Origin of the sequence: Streptococcus peroris ATCC 700780, assembly GCF_000187585.1 — a bacterium.
GTDB lineage: Bacteria > Bacillota > Bacilli > Lactobacillales > Streptococcaceae > Streptococcus > Streptococcus peroris.
Genome location: NZ_GL732463.1, coordinates 389,997 through 408,861 on the forward strand (window position 1 = coordinate 389,997; position 18,865 = coordinate 408,861).

At 39.8% G+C, this 18,865-nt stretch carries 17 protein-coding genes; 12 read left to right on the forward strand and 5 right to left on the reverse strand.

Annotated features, from left to right (window positions below; translation table 11 throughout):
* The first annotated feature begins 32 nt into the window (after positions 1 to 32).
* The gene (locus HMPREF9180_RS03865) at positions 33 to 1,223 is read left to right on the forward strand and encodes an acetate kinase (protein WP_000167795.1); all 1,191 of its coding nucleotides are present in this window, start codon (positions 33 to 35) and stop codon (positions 1,221 to 1,223) included.
* Between the two features lie 60 nt (positions 1,224 to 1,283).
* Here HMPREF9180_RS03865 and birA read toward each other — a convergent pair whose 3' ends face one another.
* A complete protein-coding gene (birA, locus tag HMPREF9180_RS03870) occupies positions 1,284 to 2,219 on the reverse strand; it encodes a bifunctional biotin--[acetyl-CoA-carboxylase] ligase/biotin operon repressor BirA (RefSeq protein ID WP_006145138.1) in 936 nt (311 codons plus the stop codon).
* A gap of 215 nt (positions 2,220 to 2,434) precedes the next feature.
* Here birA and HMPREF9180_RS03875 point away from each other — a divergent pair, with 215 nt between their 5' ends.
* Positions 2,435 to 3,625, forward strand: a complete 1,191-nt coding sequence (locus HMPREF9180_RS03875) for an O-antigen ligase family protein (RefSeq protein ID WP_006145139.1) — start codon at positions 2,435 to 2,437, stop codon at positions 3,623 to 3,625.
* Positions 3,626 to 3,677: 52 nt separating this feature from the next.
* On the opposite strand, the gene HMPREF9180_RS03880 is transcribed toward HMPREF9180_RS03875, so the two are convergent.
* Positions 3,678 to 4,226 carry an NADPH-dependent FMN reductase gene (locus tag HMPREF9180_RS03880; RefSeq protein ID WP_006145140.1) on the reverse strand — a complete coding sequence of 183 codons (549 nt, stop codon included), beginning with the start codon at positions 4,224 to 4,226 and terminating at the stop codon, positions 3,678 to 3,680.
* Positions 4,227 to 4,521: 295 nt separating this feature from the next.
* On the opposite strand from HMPREF9180_RS03880, the gene HMPREF9180_RS03885 reads away from it, so the two are divergent.
* The 5 genes from HMPREF9180_RS03885 to HMPREF9180_RS03905 all read left to right on the forward strand — a co-directional run bounded on the left by HMPREF9180_RS03885 (position 4,522) and on the right by HMPREF9180_RS03905 (position 9,890).
* On the forward strand, positions 4,522 to 4,959 hold the full coding sequence (locus tag HMPREF9180_RS03885) for a cell wall elongation regulator TseB-like domain-containing protein (protein WP_083801011.1): 438 nt from the start codon (positions 4,522 to 4,524) through the stop codon (positions 4,957 to 4,959).
* A complete protein-coding gene (locus HMPREF9180_RS03890; protein WP_006145142.1) occupies positions 4,956 to 6,134 on the forward strand; it encodes a pyridoxal phosphate-dependent aminotransferase in 1,179 nt (392 codons plus the stop codon). Before HMPREF9180_RS03885 ends, HMPREF9180_RS03890 begins: the two co-directional genes overlap by 4 nt.
* Positions 6,135 to 6,287: 153 nt before the next feature.
* The gene (asnS, locus tag HMPREF9180_RS03895) at positions 6,288 to 7,631 is read left to right on the forward strand and encodes an asparagine--tRNA ligase (protein ID WP_025168621.1); all 1,344 of its coding nucleotides are present in this window, start codon (positions 6,288 to 6,290) and stop codon (positions 7,629 to 7,631) included.
* Positions 7,632 to 7,854: 223 nt separating this feature from the next.
* Positions 7,855 to 9,054 (forward strand): MFS transporter, encoded by a 1,200-nt coding sequence (locus tag HMPREF9180_RS03900; protein ID WP_006145144.1) that lies wholly within the window; start codon positions 7,855 to 7,857, stop codon positions 9,052 to 9,054.
* Positions 9,055 to 9,122: 68 nt separating this feature from the next.
* Entirely contained in the window at positions 9,123 to 9,890 is a 768-nt protein-coding gene (locus HMPREF9180_RS03905; RefSeq protein WP_006145145.1) for an epoxyqueuosine reductase QueH, read from the forward strand.
* Between the two features lie 77 nt (positions 9,891 to 9,967).
* On the opposite strand, the gene ntdP is transcribed toward HMPREF9180_RS03905, so the two are convergent.
* From ntdP to HMPREF9180_RS03920, 3 genes are all read right to left on the reverse strand, one after another.
* Complete coding sequence (gene ntdP / locus HMPREF9180_RS03910; protein ID WP_004252157.1) at positions 9,968 to 10,501, reverse strand: nucleoside tri-diphosphate phosphatase; 534 nt, start codon at positions 10,499 to 10,501, stop codon at positions 9,968 to 9,970.
* Positions 10,502 to 10,588: 87 nt separating this feature from the next.
* The gene (gene recX, locus HMPREF9180_RS03915) at positions 10,589 to 11,365 is read right to left on the reverse strand and encodes a recombination regulator RecX (protein ID WP_025168622.1); all 777 of its coding nucleotides are present in this window, start codon (positions 11,363 to 11,365) and stop codon (positions 10,589 to 10,591) included.
* Between the two features lie 10 nt (positions 11,366 to 11,375).
* Complete coding sequence (locus tag HMPREF9180_RS03920) at positions 11,376 to 12,152, reverse strand: aminoglycoside 3'-phosphotransferase (protein WP_025168623.1); 777 nt, start codon at positions 12,150 to 12,152, stop codon at positions 11,376 to 11,378.
* Between the two features lie 55 nt (positions 12,153 to 12,207).
* Here HMPREF9180_RS03920 and rlmD point away from each other — a divergent pair, with 55 nt between their 5' ends.
* The 5 genes from rlmD (at position 12,208) to HMPREF9180_RS03945 (ending at position 18,771) form a co-directional block, all read left to right on the forward strand.
* A complete protein-coding gene (gene rlmD / locus HMPREF9180_RS03925; RefSeq protein ID WP_006145148.1) occupies positions 12,208 to 13,575 on the forward strand; it encodes a 23S rRNA (uracil(1939)-C(5))-methyltransferase RlmD in 1,368 nt (455 codons plus the stop codon).
* 116 nt (positions 13,576 to 13,691) lie between these two features.
* Complete coding sequence (gene tpiA / locus HMPREF9180_RS03930; RefSeq protein ID WP_006145149.1) at positions 13,692 to 14,450, forward strand: triose-phosphate isomerase; 759 nt, start codon at positions 13,692 to 13,694, stop codon at positions 14,448 to 14,450.
* Positions 14,451 to 14,577: 127 nt separating this feature from the next.
* Positions 14,578 to 16,314 carry an ABC transporter ATP-binding protein gene (locus HMPREF9180_RS03935; RefSeq protein WP_006145150.1) on the forward strand — a complete coding sequence of 579 codons (1,737 nt, stop codon included), beginning with the start codon at positions 14,578 to 14,580 and terminating at the stop codon, positions 16,312 to 16,314.
* 10 nt (positions 16,315 to 16,324) lie between these two features.
* Complete coding sequence (locus tag HMPREF9180_RS03940; RefSeq protein WP_006145151.1) at positions 16,325 to 18,106, forward strand: ABC transporter ATP-binding protein; 1,782 nt, start codon at positions 16,325 to 16,327, stop codon at positions 18,104 to 18,106.
* A gap of 146 nt (positions 18,107 to 18,252) precedes the next feature.
* Entirely contained in the window at positions 18,253 to 18,771 is a 519-nt protein-coding gene (locus HMPREF9180_RS03945) for a Dps family protein (RefSeq protein ID WP_025168624.1), read from the forward strand.
* The last annotated feature ends 94 nt before the right edge of the window (positions 18,772 to 18,865 follow it).

Below are 18,865 nucleotides of genomic sequence, written 5' to 3' on the forward strand. Positions count from 1 at the left end.
AATAGTTGAAAACGCTTAAAAGGGGAAACATTATGACAAAAACCATTGCAATTAACGCTGGAAGCTCAAGTTTGAAATGGCAACTCTACCAAATGCCAGAAGAAAAAGTTTTGGCAAAAGGGTTGATTGAGCGAATTGGATTGAAGGATTCTATTTCCACAGTTAAATTTGATGGTCGTTCAGAACAACAAGTCCTCGACATTGACAACCATACTTTGGCAGTTAAAATTTTGCTTGATGACTTGATTCGTTTTGATATTATTAAATCTTATGATGAAATTACTGGTGTTGGACACCGTGTCGTTGCTGGTGGAGAGTACTTCAAAGAGTCTACAGTCGTTGAAGGCGATGTAATTGAAAAAGTTGAAGAGTTAGGCCTTCTTGCTCCATTGCACAACCCTGCAAATGCTGCGGGTATTCGTGCCTTCAAGGAATTATTGCCAGATATTACGAGTGTCGTTGTTTTTGATACTTCCTTCCATACAAGTATGCCAGAGAAAGCTTATCGCTACCCTCTACCTACAAAATATTACACAGAAAACAAGGTTCGTAAGTACGGAGCCCATGGAACTAGCCATCAGTATGTTGCTCAAGAAGCAGCCAAGGTTTTGGGTCGTCCACTTGAAGAGTTGAAGTTAATTACCTGCCACATTGGTAACGGTGCTTCTATTACTGCTGTTAAGGGTGGAAAATCTGTTGATACCTCAATGGGATTCACTCCGCTTGGTGGTGTAATGATGGGAACTCGTACAGGAGATATTGACCCAGCTATCATTCCTTATTTAATGCAATATACAGAGGACTTTAACAAGCCTGAGGATATCAGTCGTATTCTCAACCGTGAGTCAGGATTGATGGGTGTTTCAGGTAAGTCTAGTGATATGCGCGATGTGATTGCTGCTATGGAAGCAGGGGATCATGATGCTACCTTGGCTTATGAAATGTATGTTGATCGTATCCAAAAACACATCGGACAATACTTGGCTGTTCTGAACGGAGCAGATGCTATTATTTTCACAGCGGGTATCGGTGAAAATTCTGTTCATGTACGTGATGCTGTCATTTCAGGGATTTCTTGGTTTGGTTGCGATGTAGATCCAGAGAAAAATGTATTTGGTGCAACTGGAGATATTTCGACAGATGCAGCAAGTGTTCGAGTACTTGTAATTCCAACAGACGAGGAATTGGTCATTGCGCGTGACGTTGAACGTTTGAAAAAATAAACAATAAAAAAATCGACCTTCGCAAAAGAGAGGTCGTTTTTTCATGTTGTTCACAAGATTTTACCATTTAGTGAGAGAAATTTCACCACTATTGAGCCAGATGATATTTCCATCACTCAGTTGAACTTGAAGTTGGCCCTTGTCAGAGATGTCACAAGCTTTTCCTGTAAAAGTTTGGTGTTCTTGCACAAAGGAAACCTCTTTTCCTAAAACGATCGAGCGTTTTTTATAGAGATAGAGAAGTTCATCGGCTTCCGTTTCGTAAAAACATTTCCAGATTTCTGCGATGAGTTCATTTCGGGTGATGGGAGCAGGAGGAGTAAATAGACTTCCTGCTTTGTTTATCAACTCTTTTGGAAAATCTGAAATGGAAAAGTTGATACCAACACCGATGATCACATCTGTCACCAGACCCGTCTCGACAGATGTTATAGCCTCTGTCAAGATACCAGCTATTTTCTTCTGATGGAGATAGATGTCGTTGACCCATTTGATATCCACATCAATCAAGCATAGATTTTTAATGGCTTTGTAGATTGCTCCTGCTGTTAAGAGTGTGTAAGCTGGCAATGCATCGTAAGGGAGATTGGGTTTGATATGAAGGGACATATAAATCCCCCCCTGCTCAGGGGAATAGTAAGGACGTTGAAAGCGGCCGTGCCCCATAGTTTGGCTGGTTGAGAGGTAGAGAGTATCCCCTTTGGCACCAACTTCCATGGCCTCCTTAGCATCACTCTGGGTTGATTTGGTGATCGGTTTAAATTGAACTGAGATTGGGCTGTTGGCATCTATTTCTTGAGGTAAGATGAGATCTCCTTGGAGAAGTTTATACCCACGGTTTTTGATGCTGTCAATTTCTAAACCTTCTTGCTGGAGTCGCTGAATAGCCTTCCAAATAGAGGTACGAGAGAGGTTTAATAGGTCACCGATTTTTTCTCCACTTACATAATCTGTTTCACTAGCTAATATTTTATAAACTTCTTGATAAGATTTCATGGTAGCCCCTTTCTTGGGAAATTAATTTTATTGTACCATAATTTTATAAAAGTTTGACCGCTTATAATGGGCGAATCCTGGTTTCCAATAAATTTTTACCAAGTTTTAGTCAAGTTGATGTGAATAAAGTGGTTTTCAAATTCTTCGAAAAATGGTAAAATGATATAATAGTTTTATATATCTGGGTTTTAGATCTCAGAAAGAAAGGATCTGTTGTGAAATCAATAGGCATCATTGAAAAATTGAAAGGCTTGTCTAAGCAAGAGTTAATCTTGTTAGGTGTTATTTTAAGCATTTTCTTGCCTTTTTATATTTTCGTCATTATTTTTATCGCGTACTTAATAGGTCTTATATTTACTGGAGAAATGAAGGGAATTTTAAAACGACTCTCTAATCATGCCGTGTTACTTTTATTTATTGGCTATAGTGGTGTCATCTCTCTTCTTGCACAAAATGTGATGGGGATGGTTGCTACTTTAGGGATGTTCCTCTTTGCAATTTTCTTTTACTATTACCAGGCTCACCTAACCCCTCAATTTTTTAGATTGGTGTTACAAGCAATTCTATCGCTTAGTGTGCTAGCATCGTTTTTCGCAGCTCTGGAACATTTTCAAATTGTAAAGAAATTTGATTACACCTTTTTATCACCTAAGATGCAGGTTTGGCATCAGAACCGAGCAGAAGTAGCTTTCTTTAACCCTAACTATTATGGGATTATCTGTTGTTTCTGTATCATGATTGGGTTTTACTTAATTAGTACGACTAGATTGACATGGTTGAGAATCTTCTCAGTGCTTGCAATCTTTGCTAATTTATTTGGACTGAACTTTACTCAAAATAGAACAGCTTTTCCAGCGATTATTTTTGGTGCGATTATTTATCTTTTCACAACCATTAAAAACTGGCGTGCTTTTTGGCTAAGTATTGGAGTTTTTGGTGTCGGTTTAGCTTTTCTCTTCTCGAGTGATTTGGGAGTTCGAATGGGAACGCTTGATTCATCTATGGAAGAACGAGTATCTATCTGGAATGCAGGAATGGCCTTATTCAAACAAAATCCCTTCTGGGGAGAGGGCCCACTAACGTACATGCATTCTTATCCTCGTATTTTTGCCCCTTATCATGAACATGCGCACAGTATCTATATTGATACGATATTGAGTTATGGCGTGGTAGGTACTGTATTGTTGGGGATTGCCTCTTCAAATCCAATACGTATGTTGATTGATATGAGTCAAGTACCAAGTAAACGACCGATCCTTGGACTTTATCTTTCATTTATAACAGTGGTCGCTGTGCATGGAATTTTTGACTTGGCCCTATTCTGGATTCAGTCAGCCTTCATCTTCCTTCTAGTGATGTGTAGTCTACCACTCAAACATAGTATGATTTCAGAACTTGTTGATTAACAAAAAGATAGTAGAAAATCTTATTTCTACTATCTTTTTCTTTCACATGAGATTATTGAATAGCTTGAACCAAATCTTCAACTTGTTGTTTTAGAGAAGCAGCAACCTTGTCTTCGAGGACTAAATGGCCATCTGCCCAAGCAGAATCATTGATACGAGATGCAGTAAATTCACCTACGATTTGTGTACGGATGAATGGCAAGAGGTCTTTGTATATTGCAAATAGTTGTTCGTGACCTGCATTTGCAACTGAAGATACAGTAACAATTTTATCCTGAAGTGCAGATGGACCACGAGTTTCAGATAAATCAAGAGCGCGTGAAAGCCAGTCAAGTAAATTTTTCACTGTTCCAGGAATTGAGAAGTTGTAAACTGGAGAGAAAATCCAGATGGCATCAGCAGCCAGAACTGCCTCACGTGCAGATGCAACAGATGGAAGAGTTGGAACTTCAAGTTCTTGGTTAAAAAGTGGGATTGATGAGTAATCAAGGTAGCTTACCTCAGCTTTTCCTGCAAGAGATTTTTCGGCTTCTAGCGCCATTTGGTGGTTAAAAGACCCTTCACGAAGTGAGCCAATGATAAATAATACTTTTTTAGACATAGGAAGTCTCCTTAAGATTTTCTGTTGTTATGATCTATGTTACAACAACAGAAAATCATTTGCAAGAAATTTGCTCAGATAATAAAAGTGATGCATTGGAAAATTTAAACTATGAATAGTAGATACAGAAAAACCTATTAATTAACAGTTGGAGCTTATATTTTAAGGCCTGAAAGTAGGTTGAAACTCAAGAATCGACCCCTTAATTCACTTGTAATTCCCTAGGATAGATGGTAAAATAGACGAGTGAAAAAGAGACAAAAAAAGAAAAAATTCCCTATTATTTCAGTACAGCATTGGTTTGACCCTGCTGGCTCTAGTTGTGACTTCTTCCTTTCTCTATTTGGTATGGCTTAGTATGAAGCCTTATCAAACTGCAAAAGTCGAAGGGGAAAAACTTGCCAAGCAGTATGCCAATTTAGAAACAGTAAGTCAGGTTGATATCTTCAATGGCTTAGAGAGCTATTATAGTGTTCTTGGTCAAGATAAGAATCAGAAACCAGTTGCTGTTTTAATAGAGAAAAATAACAATAATATTTACGTATATCAATTAGGAAAAGGGACTTCTCAAGAAAAAGCTGAAGCGGTTGTCAGAGAAAAAGGAGCAACTGAGATTGACAAGATTACTTTTGGACGCTACGCTGACAAGCCCGTCTGGGAAATCAAGTCTGGAGGAGACTATTATCTAGTAGATTTTGAATCTGGTAGCCTAATCGAAAAGGAGAAGCTATGAAACTATCCAAACGTGTCTTAGAAATGGAAGAAAGTGTCACTCTAGCTAGTGATGCCAGAGCAAAGAAGTTAAAAGCGGAAGGAAAAGATGTTCTTTTCTTAACCTTGGGTCAGCCTGATTTTCATACTCCTGAAAATATTCAGGATGCTGCTGTTGCGGCCATTCGAGATGGACGTGCTTCTTTCTATACGGTAGCTTCAGGTTTGCCTGAATTGAAAGCAGCGGTTAATACTTATTTTGAACGTTATTATGGTTATTCTGTGGCGGCAAATGAAGTCACATTTGCTACAGGTGCCAAGTTCTCATTGTACACTTTCTTTATGGCTGTGGTTAATCCTGGAGATGAGGTCATCATTCCTACTCCTTACTGGGTCAGCTATGGTGATCAGGTTAAAATGGCTGGTGGTGTTCCAGTCTTTGTCCAAGCTAAGGAAGACAATCACTTTAAAGTAACTGTAGAACAATTAGAAGCAGCTCGCACAGATAAGACCAAAGTTTTGGTTCTTAACTCACCATCTAATCCTACCGGTATGATCTATTCTCGTGAGGAACTCTTGACCATCGGAAATTGGGCTGTTGAACATGATGTTCTCATCTTAGCCGATGATATTTATGGTCGTTTGGTCTATAACGGAAATGATTTCGTCCCAATCTCTAGTCTATCAGAAGCCATTCGCAAGCAAACCATTGTTATCAATGGGGTTTCAAAAGCCTATGCAATGACAGGTTGGCGTGTTGGTTATGCAGTAGGTGATCCAGAAATTATTGCTGCCATGAGTAAATTGACTGGCCAAACGACTTCAAACCTGACTGCGGTATCTCAATATGCGACGATTGAAGCTTTGACTGGACCGCAAGATTCTGTGGAGGTTATGCGTCAAGCATTTGAAGAACGTTTAAATACCATCTATCCACTCTTGTGCCAAGTTCCTGGCTTTGAGGTTGTCAAACCTCAAGGAGCCTTCTATCTTTTCCCAAATGTTAAAAAAGCTATGGAGATGAAAGGCTATACTGACGTAACAGCATTTACAACGGCTATTCTTGAGGAAGTAGGTCTGGCTTTAATTACTGGAGCAGGATTTGGAGCTCCTGAAAATGTTCGTCTCAGCTATGCGACAGACCTAGATACATTAAAAGAAGCTATTCGCCGTTTGCATCAATTTATGGAAAAATAAGAAGCTTAATCTCCGTCCTCTTGGCGGAGGTTTTTTTGTGCTTAAAAACTTATGAATTTCTAACAAACCAACTAGCTATCAGGCACTATTTGTGGTACAATAGTGGGTAATGATGTCTTTAGACAAGTTAAACGAAAAAAAGGAAGATAAATGATGACAAAACGTGTAACAATTATCGAAGTAAAAGATTACGTTGGTCAAGAAGTCACTATCGGTGCTTGGGTTGCCAACAAATCTGGAAAAGGGAAAATTGCCTTCTTGCAATTGCGTGACGGAACTGCCTTCTTCCAAGGTGTGGCTTTCAAACCCAATTTTGTCGAAAAATTTGGTGAAGAAACTGGACTCGAAAAATTTGATACCATCAAACACTTGAGTCAAGAAACGTCTGTTTTCGTGACAGGGATTGTTAAAGAAGATGAGCGTTCTAAATTTGGGTACGAATTGGATATTACAGACATCGAAGTCATTGGTGAATCTCAAGATTACCCAATCACTCCAAAAGAGCACGGAACAGACTTCTTGATGGACAACCGTCACTTGTGGCTTCGTTCACGCAAACAAGTTGCCGTTATGCAAATCCGTAATGCTATCATTTATGCTACTTATGAGTTCTTTGATAAGAATGGCTTCATGAAGTTTGATAGCCCAATTCTTTCAGGAAATGCGGCAGAAGATTCGACAGAACTTTTTGAAACAGACTACTTTGGAACACCAGCCTACTTGAGCCAATCAGGTCAGCTTTATCTTGAAGCGGGTGCTATGGCCCTTGGTCGCGTCTTTGACTTTGGACCTGTATTCCGTGCTGAAAAATCAAAAACTCGTCGTCACTTGACAGAATTCTGGATGATGGATGCTGAGTATTCATACTTGACACATGATGAGTCACTTGACTTGCAAGAAGCTTATGTGAAAGCTCTTCTACAAGGTGTTCTTGATCGTGCCCCTCAAGCCTTGGAAACCTTGGAACGTGATACAGAGCTCTTGAAACGCTACATTGCAGAGCCATTCAAACGTATCACTTACGATGAAGCCATTGATCTCTTGCAAGAGCATGAAAATGATGAAGACGCTGACTATGAACATCTCGAGCATGGAGATGACTTCGGCTCACCACACGAGACTTGGATTTCAAACCACTTTGGTGTACCAACCTTTGTCATGAACTACCCAGCAGCTATCAAGGCCTTCTACATGAAGCCAGTCCCCGGTAATCCAGACCGCGTTCTTTGTGCAGACTTGCTCGCACCAGAAGGTTACGGAGAAATCATCGGTGGCTCTATGCGTGAGGAAGACTACGATGCCCTTGTTGCGAAGATGGAATCTCTTGGCATGGATCGTACAGAGTATGAATTTTACCTTGACCTTCGTAAATACGGTACAGTTCCACACGGTGGATTTGGTATCGGTATCGAACGTATGGTAACCTTCGCAGCTGGTACAAAACACATCCGTGAAGCAATTCCATTCCCACGTATGTTGCACCGTATCAAACCTTAATAGCCATAAAAACGCCGTCTGGCGTTTTTATACTCTTCGAAAATCTCTTCAAACTACGTCAGCTTCACCTTGCCGTACTCAAGTACAGCCTGTGGCTAGCTTCCTAGTTTGCTCTTTGATTTTCATTGAGTATTACTTTAAATGAAAGAGGTGGAGAAAATGTAGGCAAATCTCAGTAAGTCTTTTAGAAACAATCATATTACATATTGAAAGAGAGAAAACAATGTTTAAAAGAACTTACAAACGCAATATTCCACTCCTGGCAGGTCTGGAATTTACATCTTATTTTGGAATTACCAGTTTTTGGATTTTATTTTTCATTCAGAATGGTCTTTCTTTGCTTCAAATCGGTCTATTAGAGAGTATCTTTCATGGGACAAGTCTCTTATGTGAAATCCCATCTGGTATGTTGGCCGATCGATTTAGCTACAAGACTAATCTCTATTTGGCTCGCTTGGCCAGTATTGTATCCTCTATCTTGATTTTGTTTGGTCAGGGGAATTTTTGGATTTATGCGATTGCCATGATGGTTAATGCTTTGTCCTACAATTTTGATTCGGGGACCAGTACCGCTTTCTTATATGATTCAGCAGTTGAAGCAGGTCAAAAGGACCGTTATCTTCATATTTCTAGCTTTTTGTCTGGTGTGGCAGAAGTCACCCGAACCCTAGGCACAGTTGTGGCAGGCCTCTTTATTCACGGAGCATTGGCTTGGACCTATCTGATTGCTATAGGATTTTCATTTCTTTCTATTATTTTGATTTATTTTATGAAAGAACCAATGGCTAAGAGAGAGAAAAATGAAGTCTTAACCTTTAAAATGATTGTCCTACAAGTCCGAAATGAATGGCAGGAAAAACCAGTACTCTTTTACTGGATGCTGACTTATCAGCTAGTAGGGACACTCATGTGTATGTTTTACTTTTACTATCAGCAGAAAATAAGTGACTTAGCAGGATGGCAGGTATCGCTGGTTATGCTTAGTGGTAGTGGCTTAAATCTTATAGCAGTTTATGTAGCTAGTCAAATTGGTAAAAAATGGAATAGCAATCGAGTTTTTCCGACTCTTGTGGCACTAACGGGCTTAGCCTTGCTATTGGTGTTTTCTGGAACTCCCTTTGCTTTTCTTCTTGTATATCTTTTAACTGATACACTTTATGCAGTTTATCAGCCTATCTATTTCAATGACTTACAAGGTTATTTACCTTCCAGTGTAAGAGCAACTATGCTTAGTATCAATTCCATGCTCTTTAGTCTTTCCATGATTGTCATTTTCCCACTGACAGGTTGGTTGATTGATCGTTGGGGTCTTGTAGCTGTCTTTTTAGTTTTAGGCCTTATCTTACTTTTAATTTATCCTATATTAATAATCAGTCTAAAAAGGATGGGCAAGCTATTAAATCAGGACTTAAAAACTGAATAAAGCACGAAATCCCTATTTGCCCAAAGAGCCTTCTTATGATAAAATAACAAGAGGAAAAGGAGAAGAGCATGATTGATGTAGAAGAAATTCTAAGTAAGATGAATCCCAATCAAAAGATCAACTATGACCGTGTCATGCAAAAGATGGTCCAAGTTTGGGAAAAAAATGAAGAGAGACCAACTATTCTCATGCACGTCTGTTGTGCTCCTTGTAGCACCTACACTCTAGAGTATTTGACCAAGTATGCGGATGTGACTATCTATTTTGCTAATTCCAATATCCATCCCAAGGCAGAATATCATAAGCGTGCTTATGTGACCCAAAAGTTTGTCAGTGATTTCAATGAGCGAACTGGCAATAAGGTCCAATACCTAGAAGCACCATACGAACCCAATGAATACCGTAAACTGGTTCGAGGTTTGGAAGAAGAACCGGAAGGTGGCGATCGCTGCAAGGTTTGTTTTGACTATCGCTTGGATAAGACAGCGCAGGTAGCCATGGACTTGGGCTTTGACTACTTTGGCTCAGCGCTGACGATCAGTCCTCACAAAAATTCACAAACCATCAATAGTATTGGAATTGATGTGCAGAAAATCTACACCACCCATTATCTTCCGAGTGACTTTAAGAAAAATCAAGGCTACAAACGTTCTGTAGAGATGTGTGAAGAGTACGATATTTATCGCCAATGTTACTGTGGCTGTGTCTATGCAGCTCAAGCGCAGAATATCGACTTGGTGCAGGTCAAGAAGGATGCAACAGCTTTTATGGTAGATAAGGATATTGAGAAAGACTATTCCCACATTAAATTTACTGTTACAAAGTTAGATATTTAAAGGAAAACCTGCCTTAAGGCAGGTTTTTTGATTATAAAAAAACGAGGTCAGGATTTCGTTCCTGACCTCTGACAACTTTACCGATTCTTTAGTTCTACGTAGCGTTTGTACCAAATGTTGACATAGGCTTCTGAGAAGGGGCCTCGTTCATTGTTGATCCAGTCAACAAGAATCTTAACATGCTCTTTCAAAATATAGTCTAAATCATCAGGATAATTCATCTTACGCTTATGACGTTCATACTCTTCGACGTCCAAGAGGCGTTTCTCACCATCTGTAAAAACTTTAACATCCAAATCATAGTCAATGTATTTTAAAGCTTCTTCGTCTAGATAATAAGGGCTAGCCATATTGCAGTAGTAGGAAATCCCATTATCACGAATCATGGCGATGATATTAAACCAATATTTTTTGTGAAAGTAAACAATAGCCGGCTCTCGAGTCACCCAACGACGACCGTCACTTTCGGTAACAAGTGTGTGGTCGTTGACGCCGATAATAGCGTTCTCTGTTGTTTTTAGTACCATGGTGTCTCGCCAAGTACGGTGAAGACTCCCATCATGCTTATAACTTTGAATTGTAATAAAGTCGCCTTCTTTTGGAAGTTTCATAACTAACCAACTTTCTACAATTTATAAGTTTATCGTTTACTATTGTATCACATTTTTGTTTAAAGTTCTTAGTTTTTCATGAAAAAATTAAAGATATTCTCTGAGAGCGCTGGCTATATCCGAAAAATCGTAGCCTTTTCGTGCTAAAACTTGGGTCAAACGCTGCTTGAGTTCGTATCCTTCGTACTTACGTGAATATTTCCGATATTGCTTATCCAACTCTTTAAAGATTAGTTCCTGAACAGTTTCTTCATCGACCTGGTTATCTAGTTGATCAAAGGCTGTTTTAGCTTCCGAGTAGGAAAAACCTTTGTTGGTAAGATTTTGGATTATCTTGTCTTGTAGAGCGCGAGCAGGCAATTTACCTTGATATTTTTTCAGTAGTTTTTCGGCTGTACGCTCTGCGACTTCTGTCAGATCAAATTCTTGTAAAACTTCTTGGATAACGGCCTTAGCAACTCCTTTTTGAGAAATCTTTTGTATGAGCATGTAGCTTCCCTTGTCACCAGATAGCTGATTGGAATTGATGATCGCATAAGCATACTGACGGTCATTGATCCAGTTGTCATCCTTGAGGGCTTGGATGACTTGTGGTATGATTTTCTCATCAATCTCATGTTTAACTAAATAGTCTCTGACCTCTTTTTCGGTACGAGCTTTAAAGGATAAGTGATAGAGTGCCAGATTTTTTCCGTAGGAAAATTGTGCAAAGGTCTGAATTTCTGCAAACTCTTGAGGACTAATTTCCTTATCCTTGGTCAACATAAAGCGAACAATGGTATCCTCTGTAATATAGCAGGTTTGGTCGCTATCAAGTTCTAACAGATAGAGTCTTTTTTTCTTTTCTAGTTTTGTGATTTTCATGGTTTTCCTTTTATCCAAACGCTTCAAAGGCAGCAACGAGTCGAAGTTTGTTGCTATCAACCAGCTCTCTCCCGTAATAGTCGAGAAATAGTTCAGCGTATTTGGGATCTTTTAAGTTGTAATTGAGGGACCAAATTGCCCAAAAGAGATCGATATGCCGATCACTGAAATCAGCCAAACCAAGATCAATAAAGCAAGAGAAATGGCTAGCATCTTTGAGAATAAAGTTTGGTAGACAGGCATCCCCGTGAATAAAGGCATCTGTTTCTAAAAGGTGCCCTTGTTCTTGGATGAGTTGGAAGGCCTCTTCGCGACTGTTAATCTGGAATTGGGGTAGGAGCGCCTTGGCATAGAACTCCCCTTTTTCATAGTTTTTAAAGGCTCTGTCTTTATAGGATTTTAAATGATTTTCTGATGGAAAATTTTGTGGGTTTAAGCTGTGAAGCTTTTTAAGAGCCTCTGCCATTGTTCGGCAGATTTTTTCTGGCTGATCTAAAAAAGCGAGAGCATTACGACCAATAGCCTCTTTCGTCAGGAGGTAGTCTTTATCTGTAGATAGATAGTGGATGACTGGAGTTCCTATTCCCTCTTGTTCAAACCAACTTGCAATGCTAGCTTCTCGCTCTAATCTTCCCTTTTGATCTATTTTCAAATAGTAACCTGAATCAAGATAGAGAACCCTTGCGCCTGAATGAGAAGAGCTGTCAGAAAGAGTTGCTCCCTCTATATAAGTTCGTAATTGCTCAGGAAAATCCAATGGGGAAAAATGAGATATCTTTGTATTCATGGTTTTATTGTAACATATTCTTAAACATTGAGAAACTACGTGGTATAATAGACTTATGAGTCTTAAAGTCAAACAAAAAATTCCATTAAAAATCAAGCGTATGGGGATTAACGGAGAGGGAATCGGTTTTTACCAGAAAACCCTTGTTTTTGTTCCAGGTGCCCTCAAGGGTGAAGATATCTATTGTCAGGTGACTTCTGTCAAACGTAACTACGTTGAGGCCAAACTGCTTGAGGTCCATAAAAAATCTAAGTTTCGAGTGGTACCAGACTGTACTATTTATAATGAATGTGGTGGTTGTCAAATCATGCACCTGCATTATGATAAGCAACTAGAGTTCAAAACGGACCTTCTCCATCAAGCTCTGAAAAAATTTGCGCCTGCAGGCTACGAAAACTATGAGATCAGACCAACTATTGGTATGCAAAAACCAAAGTATTATCGGGCTAAACTGCAATTTCAAACTCGGAAATTTAAAGGTCAGGTCAAGGCAGGATTATATGCTCAAAATTCACATTATCTGGTTGAATTAAAAGACTGCCTGGTTCAAGACAAGGAGACGCAAGCTATTGCTAATCGCATTGCTGAACTCTTGACCTATCATCAAATTCCGATTACAGATGAACGGAAAATTCTGGGTGTTCGGACCATCATGGTTCGTCGCGCACGGAAAACTGGGCAAGTTCAGATTATCATTGTGACTAATCGCCAATTGAATCTGACTCAATTTGTGACAGACCTAGTCAAGGATTATCCTGAAGTAGTGACTATCGCAGTCAATACCAATACTGCCAAAACTTCTGAGATTTATGGGGACAAGACAGAGATTATTTGGGGGCAGGATAGTATAGGCGAGGGTGTATTAGACTATGAGTTTTCTCTTTCACCTCGAGCTTTTTACCAGCTCAATCCTGAACAGACTGAGATCCTCTATAGTGAAGCTGTGAAGGCCTTGGACGTAAATGAGAATGACCATCTGATTGATGCTTATTGTGGTGTTGGCACCATTGGTTTTGCCTTTGCTAAAAAAGTCAAAAGTTTGAGAGGGATGGATATTATTCCAGAAGCTATTGAGGATGCCAAAGAAAATGCCAAGCGTATGGGATATACTAATACTCACTATGAGGTTGGGACTGCTGAAGAAATTATCCCACGTTGGTACAAGGAAGGCTATCGCGCCGATGCTTTGATTGTGGATCCGCCACGTACAGGTTTAGATGACAAGCTCTTGGATACTATTGTCAAATATGCTCCTGAAAAGATGGTCTATGTATCTTGCAATGTATCAACCTTGGCGCGTGATTTAGTCCGTTTGGTAGAGGTCTATGACCTGCACTATATCCAGTCCGTTGATATGTTTCCACACACGGCTAGAACAGAAGCAGTGGTCAAATTGACGAGACGAAAGCCAGCTTCTAAATAGAAATGGCAGCTAGAAAAGTTTTTGAACAGAGGACTTCTAGTTACAGAGTAAGATTTGCAAGCTCCTTATAATTATGATAAAATAAAGAAAATAAAATGAAAAAAGAGGTATGTGAAATGTCACGTAAACCATTTATCGCTGGTAACTGGAAAATGAACAAAAATCCAGAAGAAGCAAAAGCATTTGTTGAGGCTGTAGCATCAAAACTTCCTTCATCTGACCTTGTTGAAGCAGGTATCGCAGCTCCTGCAGTTGATTTGACCGCTGTTCTTGCTGCTGCTAAAGGTTCAAACCTTAAAGTTGCTGCACAAAACTGCTACTTTAAAAATTCAGGTGCTTTCACTGGTGAAACTAGCCCAGAAGTTTTGAAACAAATCGGTACTGACTATGTTGTTATCGGTCACTCAGAACGTCGTGACTACTTCCATGAAACAAACGAAGATATCAACAAGAAAGCAAAAGCAATCTTTGAAAATGGTATGCTTCCAATCATCTGTTGTGGTGAAAGCCTTGAAACTTACGAAGCTGGTAAAGCAGCTGAGTTCGTAGGTGCTCAAGTATCTGCAGCTTTGGCTGGATTGACTGCTGAACAAGTATCTTCAACAGTAATTGCCTACGAACCAATCTGGGCAATCGGTACTGGTAAATCTGCTTCACAAGACGATGCACAAAAAATGTGTAAAGTTGTTCGTGATGTCGTAGCTGCTGACTTCGGTCAAGAAGTAGCTGACAAAGTACGTGTCCAATACGGTGGTTCAGTTAAACCTGAAAACGTTGCTTCATACATGGCTTGTCCAGATGTTGATGGTGCCCTTGTTGGTGGTGCTTCACTTGATCCAGAAAGCTTCTTGGCATTGCTTGACTTTACAAAATAAATTATTATAAACTGAGACAGACAGTCCTTTCGTTCATCGAATAGGATTGCCTGTCTTATTTTTAGCAGAGAAGCGCGTGTTTACGCGCTCTTTTCTAGTTTAAAAACTTATTAAAGAAAGGAGAATTATGCTTTATATTTGGTCTTATCTCAAACGCTATCCCAAGTGGTTAGTGTTAGACTTCCTTGGGGCGATTTTCTTTGTCATTGTCAATCTAGGTTTACCAACTATTTTGGCTCGTATGATTGACCAGGGAATCAACCAAGGTGACCAGGATAAACTCTATTTTTGGGCCGTAATCATGTTGGTTATTATCGTCTTGGGAACATTTGGACGGGTTGTTCTGGCTTATGCTGCTAGTAAATTGACCACGAATATGGTCAAGGACATGCGGGATGATGTCTATACTAAGCTACAAGAGTATTCTCATCACGAATATGAACAGATTGGTGTATCTTCACTAGTCACTCGTATTACCAGTGATGCCTTTGTCCTCATGCAGTTTGCGGAACAAACGCTTAAGTTGGGTGTTATCACTCCCATGATGATGCTCTCTAGTGTTCTCATGATTTTCTTGACTAGTCCTTCACTAGCTTGGATTGTGGCTTTTTCCGTTCCTTTTCTAGCTGTAGTAGTCCTTTATGTGGCAGTGAAAACGCGCCCCTTATCTGAAAAACAACAGAAAACACTGGACAAGATAAACCAATATGTCCGTGAAAATTTGATGGGCTTGCGTGTTATTCGTGCTTTTGCTCGTGAAGACTTTCAAGAAAAACGTTTCGAAGAGAAAAATGCAATCTATGCGGATAACTCAAATTGTTTGTTCAAATTGACGGGTTTAACAGAGCCGCTTTTTGTGCAAATTATTATCGCTATGATTGTGGCTATCGTTTGGTTTGCTCTTGATCCTCTCAAACAGGGAAGTTTGCAGATTGGGGATTTGGTGGCCTTTATCGAGTATAGTTTTCATGCTCTCTTGTCCTTCCTCTTTTTGTCAAACCTCTTTACCATGTATCCACGTACGGCTGTATCTAGTGAGCGTTTGAAGGAAATCATGGATATGCCGATTTCCATTGATCCAAATGAGGATGGAGTCCAAGAGACAGAAACTCATGGATTTCTAGAATTTGATAATGTGACCTTTGCCTATCCAGGGGAAACAGAAAGCCCTGTTTTGCATAATATTTCCTTTACTGCTAAACCGGGAGAAACCATTGCTTTTATCGGTTCAACTGGATCAGGTAAGTCTACTCTGGTTCAATTGATTCCTCGTTTCTATGATGTTACACTAGGGAAAATCAAGGTCGATGGTGTTGATGTCCGAGATTACCGTCTCAAATCACTCCGTCAGATAATTGGATTTATTCCACAAAAAGCCTTGCTCTTTACAGGGACTATCGCAGATAATCTCCGTTACGGAAAAGAGGACGCTAGTCATGAGGACTTGCACCAAGCAGCTGATGTAGCCCAAGCCAAAGACTTTATCGAAAGTCGAGAAGAAGGTTTTGCAACTCATCTGGCTGAAGGGGGAAGCAACCTATCAGGTGGTCAGAAACAACGTTTATCGATTGCCCGCGCAGTCATCAAGGGGCCAGATATCTACATCTTTGACGATTCTTTCTCAGCCTTGGACTACCGTACAGATGCAATCCTGCGTCGTCGTCTCAAGGAAGTGACTCAAGATGCTACGGTATTGATTGTTGCGCAACGTGTTGGAACCATTATGGACGCGGAACAGATTATCGTCCTTGATAAGGGTGAAATCGTTGGTCGTGGACGTCATGAAGAATTGATGGAAACTAATGACATCTATCGAGAAATTGCTGAGTCGCAGTTGAAAAATGCGTCTCTGACAGAAGAATAGGAGGTAAAGGATGAAACAACAATCTAGTCTAGCTCGTCTATGGAGCTATTTAACAGCCTACCGTTTCTCTGTTTTCTTTGCAATCTTCTTGAAAATAGTCAGCGTCATAATGAGTGTTATCGAACCATTCATATTGGGGCTTGCTATCACAGAATTAACCAGTAATCTCCTTGCCATGGCAAATGGTGTGGCAGGAGCGGGCATTAATACCTCATATATCGTAGTGATTTTAGTTATCTATCTTTTGCGTGGGCTTCTCTATGAGTTGGGATCATATTATTCAAATTACTTTATGACCAATGCTGTGCAGTCTATGATACAGGATTTGAGAAATGAAATGAGCGAAAAAATCAATCGCATCCCAGTTTCCTACTTTGATAAGCACCAGTTTGGGGATTTGCTGGGGCGTTTTACCAGTGACGTGGAAACTGTTTCGAACGCTCTACAACAATCCTTCTTACAGATTGTTAATGCAGTCTTTACCATTCTTTTTGTTATGGGAATGGTTCTCTATCTAAATCTTCAGTTGGCTATCATTGTTATCTTGTCGATTCCAGTGACTTATTTTGGAGCTAAAACGATTCTAAATCGTTCGCAGCCGTACTTTAAACAGCAGGCAGCTATCTTGGGACGTATGAATGGCTTTGTACAGGAAAACTTAACAGGTTTCAATGTTTTAAAACTTTTCGGACGCGAAGAAAACTCTCAAGAGAGATTTGAAAAGATTACGGATGAATTGCAACAAGTCGGATTTAAGGCGAGCTTTATTTCAGGTTTGATGATGCCTGCCCTTCATATCGTATCGGATTTAACTTACTTAATTGTTGCTGTCTTAGGTGGTTTACAGGTTATTGCAGGACGCTTAACGATCGGTAATATGCAAGCTTTTGTACAATATGTTTGGCAAGTCAGTCAACCAATCCAAAATATCACTCAATTAGCTGGGCAGATGCAAAGTGCCAAGTCTTCGCTTGACCGTGTCTTCGAAGTTTTGGATGAACAGGAAGAAGTTCAAACTGCTGAAGTGAAAGAACTGGCACCATTGACAGGTCAAGTTAGTTTCAAGAATGTCGATTTCCAATATGTGGAAAACAAACCATTGATTCGCAATTTTAACTTAGATGTTGAACCTGGAGAGATGGTAGCTATCGTTGGACCTACTGGAGCCGGTAAAACAACCTTGATCAACCTGCTCATGCGTTTTTATGATGTGACAGCAGGTGCTATTTTAGTGGATGGGCAAGATATTCGTGACCTGTCTCGTCAGGACTATCGTTGCCAGTTTGGGATGGTCCTACAGGATGCCTGGCTCTATGAAGGCAGTATCAAGGAAAATCTTCGCTTTGGAAATCTTGAGGCAACAGATGAAGAAATCGTTGAAGCGGCTAAGGCGGCCAATGTTGACCACTTTATCCGCACCCTTCCTGGTGGCTATAACATGGAAATGAACCAAGAGTCAAGTAATATTTCTCTTGGTCAGAAACAGTTGTTAACTATCGCGCGTGCTCTCTTGGCAGATCCAAAAATCTTAATTTTGGATGAAGCGACTTCATCAGTCGATACGCGTTTAGAGCTCTTGATTCAAAAGGCCATGAAACGCTTGATGAAGGGGAGAACCAGCTTTGTCATTGCCCATCGACTTTCGACTATTCAGGAAGCAGACAAGATTTTGGTGCTGAAAGATGGACAGATTATCGAACAAGGAAATCATGAAAGTCTCTTAGCTGCCAAAGGTTTCTATTATGACTTGTATCAAAGTCAGTTTTCTGGTAAAGGCACTGAAAACAACTAAAAAACATCAATTCAATTTCTTAAATTATCAGTCTATTGCAACTTTTCTAAGATAGTACACTTTCCTTGCTATCGTATGCTGGAAGTAGTATACTGAAATAGTAATCAATAAAGATGGTTACAGAAAATAATTATGAGGTGAGAAAAATGGTAGAATTGAAAAAAGAAGCAGTAAAAGACGTGGCAACATTGACTAAGCCAGCGGCAGAAGCGCTAGTAAATACAAAAGTAGTTTTGAATCAAGCAGTAGCAGACTTGTATGTAGCACATATCGCTCTTCATCAAGTACACTGGTACATGCGTGGACGTGGTTTTATGGTATGGCATCCTAAGATGGATGAATACATGGATAGCCTTGATGGTTATCTAGATGAAATTAGTGAACGCTTGATTACACTAGGTGGCAAACCATACTCTACTTTGACAGAATTCCTTCAACATAGCGACATCGAAGAAGGAGTTGGAGAATTCCGCAACGTAGAAGAAAGTTTGGAACGTGTCCTTGAAATTTATCGTTACCTTATCACTCTTTTCCAAAAAGCATTGGATGTAACAGATGAAGAAGGTGATGATGTAACCAATGATATCTTCGTTGGTGCTAAGGCAGAACTTGAAAAAACTGTCTGGATGCTTGCGGCAGAATTAGGGCAAGCACCTGGTTTGTAAGATACAATATTTTTCTAAAAATCCGTAGAAGTTTTCTACGGATTTTTTCTATTTAGGAGGGCATTCCAAAACAGTCTTTTTTGAAGATTTTTGA

Excerpts from the sequence above, each read along its gene's own strand:
- HMPREF9180_RS03865 (WP_000167795.1), top strand. The coding sequence starts at position 33 with ATGACAAAAACCATTGCAATTAACGCTGGAAGCTCAAGTTTGAAATGG.
- birA (WP_006145138.1), bottom strand. The coding sequence starts at position 2,219 with ATGAAATCTTATCAAGAAGTTTATAAAATATTAGCTAGTGAAACAGAT.
- HMPREF9180_RS03880 (WP_006145140.1), bottom strand. The coding sequence starts at position 4,226 with ATGTCTAAAAAAGTATTATTTATCATTGGCTCACTTCGTGAAGGGTCT.
- HMPREF9180_RS03890 (WP_006145142.1), top strand. The coding sequence starts at position 4,956 with ATGAAACTATCCAAACGTGTCTTAGAAATGGAAGAAAGTGTCACTCTA.
- asnS (WP_025168621.1), top strand. The coding sequence starts at position 6,288 with ATGACAAAACGTGTAACAATTATCGAAGTAAAAGATTACGTTGGTCAA.
- HMPREF9180_RS03900 (WP_006145144.1), top strand. The coding sequence starts at position 7,855 with ATGTTTAAAAGAACTTACAAACGCAATATTCCACTCCTGGCAGGTCTG.
- HMPREF9180_RS03905 (WP_006145145.1), top strand. The coding sequence starts at position 9,123 with ATGATTGATGTAGAAGAAATTCTAAGTAAGATGAATCCCAATCAAAAG.
- ntdP (WP_004252157.1), bottom strand. The coding sequence starts at position 10,501 with ATGAAACTTCCAAAAGAAGGCGACTTTATTACAATTCAAAGTTATAAG.
- recX (WP_025168622.1), bottom strand. The coding sequence starts at position 11,365 with ATGAAAATCACAAAACTAGAAAAGAAAAAAAGACTCTATCTGTTAGAA.
- HMPREF9180_RS03920 (WP_025168623.1), bottom strand. The coding sequence starts at position 12,152 with ATGAATACAAAGATATCTCATTTTTCCCCATTGGATTTTCCTGAGCAA.
- rlmD (WP_006145148.1), top strand. The coding sequence starts at position 12,208 with ATGAGTCTTAAAGTCAAACAAAAAATTCCATTAAAAATCAAGCGTATG.
- tpiA (WP_006145149.1), top strand. The coding sequence starts at position 13,692 with ATGTCACGTAAACCATTTATCGCTGGTAACTGGAAAATGAACAAAAAT.
- HMPREF9180_RS03935 (WP_006145150.1), top strand. The coding sequence starts at position 14,578 with ATGCTTTATATTTGGTCTTATCTCAAACGCTATCCCAAGTGGTTAGTG.
- HMPREF9180_RS03940 (WP_006145151.1), top strand. The coding sequence starts at position 16,325 with ATGAAACAACAATCTAGTCTAGCTCGTCTATGGAGCTATTTAACAGCC.
- HMPREF9180_RS03945 (WP_025168624.1), top strand. The coding sequence starts at position 18,253 with ATGGTAGAATTGAAAAAAGAAGCAGTAAAAGACGTGGCAACATTGACT.